At 59.3% G+C, this 10,088-nt stretch carries 9 protein-coding genes and 1 pseudogene; 7 read left to right on the top strand and 3 right to left on the bottom strand.

What is annotated here, in order from left to right; translation table 11 throughout:
* Positions 1–416: 416 nt before the first annotated feature.
* From Q0341_RS03700 to htpX, 7 genes and pseudogenes are all read left to right on the top strand, one after another.
* On the top strand, positions 417–1,445 hold the full coding sequence (locus tag Q0341_RS03700) for an amino acid ABC transporter substrate-binding protein (RefSeq protein ID WP_299510647.1): 1,029 nt from the start codon (positions 417–419) through the stop codon (positions 1,443–1,445).
* Positions 1,446–1,528: 83 nt separating this feature from the next.
* Positions 1,529–2,728 carry an ABC transporter permease subunit gene (locus Q0341_RS03695; protein WP_299510645.1) on the top strand — a complete coding sequence of 400 codons (1,200 nt, stop codon included), beginning with the start codon at positions 1,529–1,531 and terminating at the stop codon, positions 2,726–2,728.
* A gap of 1 nt (position 2,729) precedes the next feature.
* A complete protein-coding gene (locus Q0341_RS03690) occupies positions 2,730–3,833 on the top strand; it encodes an amino acid ABC transporter permease (protein WP_299510643.1) in 1,104 nt (367 codons plus the stop codon).
* 13 nt (positions 3,834–3,846) lie between these two features.
* Positions 3,847–4,602 carry an amino acid ABC transporter ATP-binding protein gene (locus Q0341_RS03685; RefSeq protein ID WP_299510641.1) on the top strand — a complete coding sequence of 252 codons (756 nt, stop codon included), beginning with the start codon at positions 3,847–3,849 and terminating at the stop codon, positions 4,600–4,602.
* Positions 4,603–5,278: 676 nt separating this feature from the next.
* Positions 5,279–6,316 (top strand): dihydroorotase, encoded by a 1,038-nt coding sequence (gene pyrC / locus Q0341_RS03680; protein WP_299510639.1) that lies wholly within the window; start codon positions 5,279–5,281, stop codon positions 6,314–6,316.
* Positions 6,295–7,140 (top strand): DUF3025 domain-containing protein, encoded by an 846-nt coding sequence (locus tag Q0341_RS03675; RefSeq protein WP_366522667.1) that lies wholly within the window; start codon positions 6,295–6,297, stop codon positions 7,138–7,140. The genes pyrC and Q0341_RS03675 overlap by 22 nt, the downstream gene beginning before the upstream one ends.
* A gap of 69 nt (positions 7,141–7,209) precedes the next feature.
* Positions 7,210–8,086 (top strand): annotated as a pseudogene (gene htpX, locus Q0341_RS03670) (protease HtpX).
* On the opposite strand, the gene Q0341_RS03665 reads toward htpX, so the two are convergent.
* From Q0341_RS03665 to ttcA, 3 genes are all read right to left on the bottom strand, one after another.
* Positions 8,081–8,725, bottom strand: coding sequence for a histidine phosphatase family protein (locus Q0341_RS03665; protein WP_299510637.1), 645 nt, complete (start codon positions 8,723–8,725; stop codon positions 8,081–8,083). The pseudogene htpX and the gene Q0341_RS03665 sit on opposite strands and share 6 nt — an antisense overlap.
* Positions 8,726–8,737: 12 nt before the next feature.
* Complete coding sequence (locus Q0341_RS03660; protein WP_299510635.1) at positions 8,738–9,367, bottom strand: DUF4136 domain-containing protein; 630 nt, start codon at positions 9,365–9,367, stop codon at positions 8,738–8,740.
* An 18-nt stretch (positions 9,368–9,385) separates the two neighbouring features.
* Positions 9,386–10,088: tRNA 2-thiocytidine(32) synthetase TtcA (ttcA, locus tag Q0341_RS03655; protein ID WP_299510634.1), on the bottom strand; the 703-nt coding region annotated here is incomplete at its 5' end.

Below are 10,088 nucleotides of genomic sequence, written 5' to 3'. Positions count from 1 at the left end.
CAATGGAGGTGCGTGCCTACCGAGAAAAGCCTGGCGCCAAGCCTGGCCACAAAAGCTCTGCCCAAGACCTCTGGCGGCATTTGACGGTGAGCACCTCTTCGGTGCACTCTTCCCGATAAATGGGTTTGGCGAGAGATGTGTATTGGGTCATGCATTTATGGCATGGGTTTCAGGGTACACCCTGAGCCATCTCTGACAACAAACTGACTATATTTGATGGCGGCTATCTAGTCGGCACAATTTGTGCATTTCGCTAAGGCTTTTCTTGTCGCTTTGCACGCGGGTGGTGCATCGTTAAGATGCAAGCCCTGCTTCGTTAAAGCCTAGGGAAGCTCCTAGGCGCTTGATTTGCAGTTTTGGCATTTAATCAATGGGTGGCGTTTTGCTACTCAAAAATTTAGAAGAGGATTCAATTCATGAAAAAAATCACACGCACTGTGGTGGGTACCTTGTTGGCAACAGCAGGCCTTTTGGCCGTGACTTCGGCCATGGCCGGCAAAACCCTGGACCAAATCAAGCAGCGCGGACAAGTTGTCTGTGGTGTCAACACGGGTTTGGCCGGTTTTTCTGCGGCTGACTCCAGCGGCAATTGGTCTGGCCTGGATGTGGACCACTGCCGTGCCGTAGCCGCTGCCGTGCTGAGCGATGCGACCAAAGTCAAATACGTGCCCTTGACTGCACAGCAGCGCTTCACCGCCTTGCAGTCCGGTGAAATTGATGTGCTCGCCCGCAACACCACCAACACACTGAACCGCGATGGCTCTTTGGGCCTGCACTTCATCGGTGCCAACTACTACGACGGCCAAGGCTTCATGGTGCCCAAAGGCAAGATCACCAGCGCCAAACAACTCAAGGGCGCCACAATCTGCGTGCAGTCCGGCACCACCACAGAGAAGAACCTGACGGACTTCTCCCGTGCCAACAAGCTGAACCTCAAGCCCGTGGTGTTTGAAAAAGTTGAAGCCGCTACCGGTGCTTATTTTGCTGGCCGTTGCCAGGCATACACCACTGATGCATCAGGTTTGGCATCGGTTCGCGCCAAGGAAGCCAAAGACCCTGCAGCCCACGTCATCTTGGCTGATCTGATCTCCAAAGAACCCCTGGGCCCGATGGTGCGCCGTGGTGATGATGAGTGGTTTGCCATCAACAAGTGGGTGTTGGCCGGTTTGATCGAAGCCGAAGAGTACGGCATCACCCAAGCCAATGTGGACCAGATGAAGACTAGTGACAACCCACAAGTGGGCCGTTTGTTGGGTGCCACCGAAGACTTGGGCAAGCACCTGGGCCTGGACAAAGAATGGTTGGCTCGCGCCATCAAAACCACCGGCAACTACGGTGAAATTTTTGAGCGCAACGTTGGCCCCAAGACCTCCATCAACTTGCCGCGTGGCTTGAACAACCAATGGAACAAAGGCGGCTTGATGTACGCTTCGCCACTGCGTTGATCACCTGCCTTTTCTGAAGGTACTGGATACGCCCCTTTAAGGGGCGTATCTTTTATCACCCCGTTATTTTTCAGGCAGTTTTCATGTCCCATTTCTCCATGATCGAGGCCCGGCCCTTGCCCGGCAAGAAAAGCCGATCCATTTCGTGGCAAAGCCGCGAAGGGCGTTCGGTCATTTACCAGATCGTCGCGATTCTTTCTGCATTGGCCCTGGTTGGCTTGTTGGTGCGCAATACGCTGACCAACATGCGTTTGCGTGGCATCCAGAGTGGCTACGATTTTTTGCTTCAACCGTTTGGCTTTGACATCAGCGAGACGGTGATCGAGTACACGTACAGCAGCACATACTTTGTGGCCTTTGCCATCGGCATGCTCAACACATTGAAGGTGGCCGTGATCGGCATTGCGCTGGCCACCGTGCTCGGCGTATTGGTCGGGGTAGGGCGTTTTTCGGCCAACTTTTTGGTGCGCAAAATCTGTTATGCCTACGTTGAATTTTTCCGCAACGTGCCGGTTTATCTGCAACTGCTGATTTGGTATCTGGTGTTCACCGAGATGCTGCCCACTTTGGACAACGCTTGGAAAGCAGGCCATTTCTTCTTGAGCAAGAACGGCATTTCTTTCCCTTGGCCCGTGTGGCAGTTGGGCCAGTCACTGGCCTTGGTTGGTTTGGGTTTGGGTGTGGCTTTTGCCCTTTATTACCGCCGTTTGGCGCGGGCCCATTTTGACCGCACCGGAAACACCCGTCCCGTGTGGGCTGTGTCGCTGGCGGTCACGCTGGCCTTGGGCGTGTTGGGTTGGTTGGTCGGAGGCGCGCCTACCGAATGGGACTTGCCCACAAAAGGTGACTTCCAGATCGAAAATGGTGGTGCTTTCAGCCCCGAATTCATAGCCCTGCTGTGTGGCTTGGTGTTTTACACCGCGTCCTTCATTGCCGAAGTCGTGCGCTCAGGCATCGCCTCGGTGTCGCTGGGTCAACACGAGGCGTCTGCCTCTTTGGGCCTGAGCAAAAGCCAATCCATGCGCCTTGTTGTGCTGCCCCAGGCCTTGCGCGTGATCATTCCGCCGCTGACCAGCCAGTACCTGAACCTGACCAAGAACTCGTCTTTGGCCGTGGCCATTGGCTACCCGGAACTGGTCTCAATCGCGAACACAACGCTCAACCAAACAGGCCGCGCCATTGAAGCGCTGTCGCTGGTCATGCTCGTGTATCTCACGCTGTCTCTTCTCACTTCGGCCCTCATGAACTGGTTCAATGCCAGTGCCGCCATCCAGGAGCGCTGACATGACCATTGTTTTTAAATCGACCGAAGCGCGGCCCATGCCCGGCCGCAGCACAGGCCCTGTCGCTTGGTTGCGTGGGAATCTTTTTTCCAGTCCCAGCAACAGCCTTTTGTCGCTGTTCTTGTTGGCATTGGTTCTGTCGGCGTTGGCTTCCTCTATGGATTGGGCGCTTTTGCAAGCTGTCTTTGGCAGCAACTTGCAAGCCTGTAACGACGTACGCGGTACAGGGGCTTGCTGGGGCGTGATCTCCGAAAAAGGCCGCTTGATCGTGATGGGTCGGTACCCCGAAGTCGAGCACTGGCGTCCGGTGATCGCCACCGCCCTCATGTTGGGCGTGGTGGTCATAAGTTGCATGCCGCGTTTCTGGAACAAGGCCTTGCCTTGGATCTGGCTCGTCATGTTGGCTGTGTATTTTGTGCTCATGAAGGGCGGCTTTTTTGGCCTGACCGAGGTCGACACCGACCAATGGGGCGGCTTGCCGCTCACGGTCATGCTCACCGTGATCTCCATGACGCTGGCCTTCCCGCTGGCCATCTTCGTGGCGCTGGGTCGGCGCTCCAACATGCCCGCCATCAAAACCTTGTGCACGCTTTACGTTGAGCTGGTGCGCGGCGTGCCACTGATCACGGTGCTGTTCATGGCCTCGTTCATGCTGCCGCTGTTCATGCCCGAAGGTGTCAAGATTGATGTGCTAGTGCGCGTGGTGGTAGGCATCACGCTGTTTTCCGGCGCTTACATGGCCGAGGTGATTCGTGGCGGCTTGCAGGCCTTGCCCAAGGGCCAGACCGAGGCGGCGGCCACCTTGGGCCTGAGCTACTGGCAAACCCAGCGCATGATCGTCTTGCCTCAAGCCTTGGCCACCGTGGTGCCGTCCATCATGAACACCTTCATCGGTTTGTTCAAGGACACCTCGCTGGTGACCATCGTGTCGCTTTACGAGTTGACCGGCGCTTTGGGCTTGGCACTCAATTCAGATGCCGACTGGCGTCCCTTCAAGATCGAAGCCTACCTCTTCATCACCTTCATTTATTTCGCGTTCTGCTTTGCCATGTCGCGCTACAGCCTGTGGATCGAAGAGCGCACGGCCGTGAGCAAAGTCCGCTGAACGAAAGACCTTTATGACCTCCAACGCTACCCCCATCATTGAGTTCAAAGGCGTGAACAAGTGGTACGCCAGCAATGGCTACCATGTGCTCCGCGATGTGAACCTGGAATTTGCCAAAGGCGAAAAAGTCGTCATCTGTGGCCCTTCGGGCTCTGGAAAATCGACTTTGATCCGATGCATCAACGCCCTGGAAGAGTACCAAGAAGGCACCCTCACAGTCGACGGCACTTTGCTGGGCGATGACCTCAAAGGCATCGACAAAGTGCGCCGCGAAGTCGGCATGGTGTTCCAGCAGTTCAACCTGTTCCCGCACCTGACGGTGCTGGAAAACTTGATTCTGTCGCCCACCTGGGTGGCCAAGATGCCGCGCAAGGAAGCCGTCGACAAAGCCATGGTGCAGCTCGAGCGTGTGCGTATTTCCGAGCACGCCAACAAGTACCCACTGCAGTTGTCTGGCGGTCAGCAGCAGCGCGTGGCCATTGCGCGTGCGCTGTGCCTGACGCCCAAGATCATGCTGTTCGACGAGCCCACTTCGGCGCTCGATCCCGAGATGATCAAGGAAGTGCTGGATGTGATGATCGAGCTGACCAGCCAAGGCATGACCATGCTGTGCGTCACGCATGAAATGGGCTTTGCCAAGGCGGTCGCCGATCGCGTCATCTTCATGGACCAAGGCCAGGTGGTTGAGCAGGCCCCGCCTCAACAGTTCTTTGACGCGCCGCAGACCGATCGGGCGCAGGACTTTTTGTCCAAGATTTTGGGGCATTGAGGAAATTTTCCTCATGCGCCCATCGCCCGAGGTGGGGCAGTGGGCTGGGGCGATTTGGCGAGCGAAGCGAGTATGAGCCTCTGCCCTCTGCCCACTGCCTCGCCTCGTTTTGCCCAATGCGTTGGTTCCTTTTGAGTTGCGTTGGCCGGGATTGCGCCCGGCGGCGCACTCACTTTCTTTGCTTCGCCAAAGAAAGTAAGCAAAGAAAGGCGAGCCGCAGTCAGGGCCCTTCGGGTTCCTTGCGCTGCTCGCAGCGGGCGGGGTCGGGTGCAAACTCGCTTCGCTCAAACAAGCACCCGCCCTTATCCGCCCGCTGCTGCGCTGCTCAGCCCTGCCAGAACGGCATGAAGTCCTTGCGGGGCATTGCTTCGCTCGCCCCCGGAATTCAATGCCCGACGTTTTTCGGGTCTTGTAGGTACGCTTGGCTTCTCTCTATCCGTTCACCACCAATGCTCGCAACAGAGGCGGGGCTGCGGGTTGGGGCGATTTGGCGAGCTTGCGAGTATGAGCCCCGGCCCGCAGCCCCGCCTCTGGTTCCTCGAGCCGTTTTCCTAGGAGCCTCGACCTGCAACTCACCTCTGGTTCTACGTGCCGCTCTCCCATGAGCCCTGACCCGTGACCCCATCTCTGGAACCAGCAACGTCAAGCCGACGACAGGTTTGAGACAATACGTCCCATGACCCAAGAACTCACCCTCATCCGCCCCGACGACTGGCACTTGCATGTGCGCGACGGTGCCGCCCTGAACGTGGTGGTGCCGCACACCGCAGCCCAATTCGGCCGCGCCGTCATCATGCCCAACCTCAAGCCGCCCGTGACCACCGCCGAGCAGGCGCTGGCTTACAAGCAGCGCATCCTGGCCGCCGTGCCAGTGGGTATGGACTTTGAGCCGCTCATGACGCTTTACCTGACGGACAACTTGGCCCCGTCAGAAATTGCACGCGCCAAAGCCGCCGGTGTGGTGGCCTGCAAGCTTTACCCAGCGGGTGCCACCACCAATAGCGATGCGGGTGTGACCGACCTGCGCAAAATCTACCCCGTGCTCGAAGCCATGCAGCGCGAAGGCGTGCTGCTGCTGGTGCACGGCGAAGTCACCTCGTCCGACATCGACCTGTTCGACCGCGAAGCCGTGTTCATCGAGCAGCATCTGATCCCGCTGCGCCGCGACTTCCCTGGCCTGAAAATCGTGATGGAACACATCACCACCAAAGAAGCCGCCGACTATGCGGCCGCTGGCGACGCGAACTTGGGCGCCACCATCACCGTGCACCACCTGCTGTACAACCGCAACGCCCTGTTTTTGGGCGGCATGCGCCCGCATTACTATTGCCTGCCGGTGCTCAAGCGCGAAACCCACCGACTGGCGCTGGTGCAAGCAGCCACCAGTGGCAATGCCCGGTTCTTCTTGGGCACCGACAGCGCCCCGCACCCCGCGCACCTCAAGGAACACGCCAGCGGTTGTGCAGGCTGCTACACCGCCCACGCCGCCATCGAGATGTATGCGGAAGCCTTTGACCAGGCCGGCGCGCTGGACAAGCTTGAAGGCTTTGCCAGCTTCTTTGGGGCTGACTTTTACGGCCTGCCACGCAATACCAGCACGATCACCCTGCGCCGTGAAAGCTGGACGCCCGCAGAGAGCTTTGCCTTTGGCGAGGCCGAACTCAAGCCTCTGCGTTCGGGAGAAAGTCTGCCGTGGCGTCTGGTGGCGGGCTGAGCCCCAACGGGGCTGGGCAGCGCTGCGCGCCCGCCTCCAGCTTGGGCGTGTCCGACATCGATTGGGACGCGGCTTGGTTGGCCGATTGGCGTGGGGTGGGTGAGCCTATCGCACGGCAAGTGGCGGCAGGCGTTGCCCAGCCTGAGGCCTTGAACGCGGCGGGCCGTGTACCCGTGCGCTTTGTGCCGCAAGCCGACTTGCCCGAGGGCCAAGCTTACGAATACTTCATTTTTGCCACGGCCCAGGTGCCCACCCGCGAAGGCTTGCACGACTTCTTCAACGCGCTGTGCTGGATGCATTACCCGCTGGCCAAAAAGCGCCTGAACGAGTTGCGGGCCCGCGAAATCGCCCGCGCCGGTGTGGGGCAGGTGCGCGGCCCGGTGCGCGACGCCGCCACCGTGTTCGATGAAAACGCGCTGCTGATCCAGACCTCCGATGCCGTGTGGTCCGCCTTGACCGAGCATCGGTGGATCGATGCCTTTGTGACTTTGCGCAGTGAGTGGGCGCACACATGTCTTTTGGCCTTTGGCCATGCCGCGCTCGAAAAAGCGGTGCAGCCCTACAAATCGATCACTGTGCACCTGTGGCGCGTGCCGCAAGGCGTGGTGCAAGCTGACCTCGACGCTTGGCTGGCGCAAGACCTCACGCCCGATAAATTGGCCCGCAAACCCTTCAGCCCCTTGCCTTTGCTGGGGGTGCCGGGCTGGTGGCTGGCCAACGAAGACCCGGCTTTTTACGCCGATGCCAGCGTGTTCCGGCCCTGCAGAAGCCCGCGCCTGGCAGAAAAACCGTACGCCAATCCGGAAATCACGCCCCTGGCTTGATTTTGGAGTCTGACACCCTAATATCCCTCCCAACGTGCCCGCGTCTTTCGGGTGAAAGTGAAACTCAACATGAAACGCATTTTTCTTTTTGTCGTGACCAACTTGGCCGTGGTGCTGGTGTTGGGCATCGTCGCCAACTTGCTGGGCGTGAACCGCTTCCTGACGTCCAATGGCCTGAACCTGGGCGCTTTGCTCGGCTTTGCGCTGATCATGGGCTTTGGTGGCGCCATCATTTCTTTGCTCATGAGCAAATGGATTGCCAAGATGTCCTCGGGGGTCAAGGTCATTGACCAACCGGCCAATGCCGACGAAGCCTGGATTGTGGACACCGTCCGCAAATTGGCCGACAAAGCCGGTATCGGCATGCCTGAAGTTGGCATCTTCCCGGGTGACCCCAATGCTTTTGCCACGGGCGCTTTCCGTGACTCGGCTTTGGTGGCGGTGTCAACAGGCTTGTTGCAGAACATGACGCACGAAGAAATTGAGGCCGTCCTCGCCCATGAAGTCGCGCACATCGCCAACGGCGACATGGTCACCATGACCTTGATCCAGGGCGTCATGAACACCTTCGTTGTCTTCATCTCCCGCGTCGTGGGTTATGCGGTGGACAGCTTCTTGCGCAAGGGTGACAGCGAAAACTCTGGCCCCGGCATCGGCTACTACGTGACCACCATCGTGATGGACATTTTGCTGGGCGTTCTCGCTGCGATCATCGTGGCCTGGTTCAGCCGTCAGCGCGAGTTCCGTGCCGATGCCAGCGCTGTGCAACTCATGGGGCCGCAAGCAGCCCATGATCAACGCCTTGGCCCGCTTGGGCGGTGTGCACACCGCTGAGTTGCCCAAGAGCATGGCTGCCATGGGCATTGCGGGCGGCATTGGCCAGTTGTTCAGCACCCACCCGCCCATCGAGGAGCGCATCGCTGCGCTGCAAAACAGCGCTTTATAAAGACGACTCGTCTTTGGCCAATGTGTCCAGGTGGGTGGTGTCGCCCCAACCCACCAGCGACAGGCCTTGTGGTGTCCACAGCAGTCGGTTGACGGCCGTGTTGGTCAGGGCCCAAGTGCGCGGTGCTTGCAGGTCCAGGCGGGTGGCAGCGCGGTACAGGATGTCCAGCACGCCACCATGGGCGACCATCACGACTTGCTGGCCGGGGTGCCGGGCGGCGAGTTCGTCTACAGTGGCCACGATCCGTTCGCGCAAGTTGATCAAGGATTCTCCGCCCTCTGGAGGCTTCCAGTCGGGTGTGCGTTTGCGCCAATGCCAGGCGTGCTCGGGCAGCTCGACTTCGATTTCGGCAAAAGTGCGCCCCTGAAATGCACCGAAATGGCGCTCCCTCAGTCCGGGGTGTGTGCTTAACGTCTGGCCTGTGGCCTGTGCAATGGCTTGGGCCGTGGTGTGGGCGCGTGACAGGTCGCTGGCGTAAATCGCATCAATGGCATCGCGCTTCACCAGCGCCTGGGCCAGGTGCTGCGCTTGGCGCAGGCCCACGTCGTTGAGTGGGATGTCCAGATGGCCCTGCAAACGGGTGTCCACGTTCCAGGCGGTTTCGCCGTGGCGAATGGCCAAAATACGGGTCGGTTCCATAAAATCCTAGATTCAGCGCGGCACTTCGATGTTGACCCGGCGTGGGCCATTAGGCGGGTTGGGGAAATTGGCCAGGGCAGCCTGGAACAGGGTGGCAAAAATCGGCACGCTGTCGCTCCAGGGGCCTGAGTGGCTGGCGCGGGTTTCGTACACCACTTGGCCCGACTTCAGGTCGCGCATGACGACGCTGACCTCGCGGCGGTAATGCGTGGGCGGTGGAAAGCGCATGCCCACGCCCAGACCGATGTGCGAGCCAAAGCCTGATCCGATGGCAATGCTGCCGAAGGGCGTCCAGCCCGAACCTAAGGGGCGGCCCCAAGGGTCAGCCAAGTACTGCGAGCCGCTGAAGCCCACCATCACGCTCAGGCTGGCTGCGGCGTCATCACGCACCAAACCCACGGCGGTCATGGCGGCCTGCGCTTGCTGCTCGGCCAAACCGGCTTCGGGGTTGTGCACCTGCGAGGGCAGGCGCTCAAAGCGGTATTTGGCCCCCTGCAAACTCATGCCGGGCGGTACGGCGGTCACAGAAACCACATCGCTGTCGATCAGGCGCATCGAGGCGCAGCCCGACAAGAAGGTCAAGGCCATCGCGGCCAAGGCCATCGAAAACCACCGCGTGAGCTGTCGAGTTTCTGTGCGCATGACCTGTCCTCCTGAGGATTACATCGAGATGACTTGAATGCCCGGCAAGGACGCTTCCTTGAACTCTTCCTCGTCAAACGCCTTGTCGCCGTCGTCTGATTCAAAGCCCGTGATTTTCAGGTCCTTGAAGCCGTGCAGCTTGGCGTCCATCAAATGCGAGGGCACCACGTTTTGCAATGCCGAAAACATGTTTTCAATGCGGCCAGGGTGCTTCTTTTGCCACTCGCGCAGCATGTTGCCCACTTGCAGGCGTTGCAGGTTTTCTTGGCTGCCACACAGGGTGCACGGGATGATGGGGAACTGTCGGTGCTCTGCCCAACGGATCAAATCGGTTTCGGCCACATAAGCCAGCGGGCGGATCACCATGAACTCGCCGTTGTCGCTGACCAGCTTCGGGGGCATGCCCTTGAGCTTGCCGCCAAAAAACATGTTCAAGAAGAAGGTTTGCAGCATGTCGTCGCGGTGGTGGCCGAGCGCCAGTTTGTTGCATTTGAGCTCACGCGCCACGCGATACAAAATGCCCCGGCGCAGACGCGAGCACAGGCTGCACATGGTCTTGCCTTCGGGGATTTTGTCCTTCACGATCGAATACGTATCTTGCGTCTCGATGTGGTATTCAACCCCCAGCGCTTTGAGGTACGCAGGCAAGATGTGCGCGGGGAAACCTGGCTGCTTTTGGTCCAGGTTGACCGCCACCAGCTCAAAGTCCACCGGTGCTCGG

The organism is uncultured Limnohabitans sp. (genome assembly GCF_937889215.1).
Taxonomy (GTDB): domain Bacteria; phylum Pseudomonadota; class Gammaproteobacteria; order Burkholderiales; family Burkholderiaceae_C; genus Limnohabitans_A.
Note: the sequence above shows the minus strand (reverse complement) of the source record. Positions and strands in the feature narration are given on the sequence as shown.

What these genes read in the sequence shown, in the direction of transcription:
- Q0341_RS03665 (WP_299510637.1), bottom strand. Translation starts at nt 8,725, where the DNA reads ATGGAACCGACCCGTATTTTGGCCATTCGCCACGGCGAAACCGCCTGG.
- Q0341_RS03660 (WP_299510635.1), bottom strand. Translation starts at nt 9,367, where the DNA reads ATGCGCACAGAAACTCGACAGCTCACGCGGTGGTTTTCGATGGCCTTG.
- pyrC (WP_299510639.1), top strand. Translation starts at nt 5,279, where the DNA reads ATGACCCAAGAACTCACCCTCATCCGCCCCGACGACTGGCACTTGCAT.
- Q0341_RS03685 (WP_299510641.1), top strand. Translation starts at nt 3,847, where the DNA reads ATGACCTCCAACGCTACCCCCATCATTGAGTTCAAAGGCGTGAACAAG.
- Q0341_RS03695 (WP_299510645.1), top strand. Translation starts at nt 1,529, where the DNA reads ATGTCCCATTTCTCCATGATCGAGGCCCGGCCCTTGCCCGGCAAGAAA.
- Q0341_RS03700 (WP_299510647.1), top strand. Translation starts at nt 417, where the DNA reads ATGAAAAAAATCACACGCACTGTGGTGGGTACCTTGTTGGCAACAGCA.
- Q0341_RS03690 (WP_299510643.1), top strand. Translation starts at nt 2,730, where the DNA reads ATGACCATTGTTTTTAAATCGACCGAAGCGCGGCCCATGCCCGGCCGC.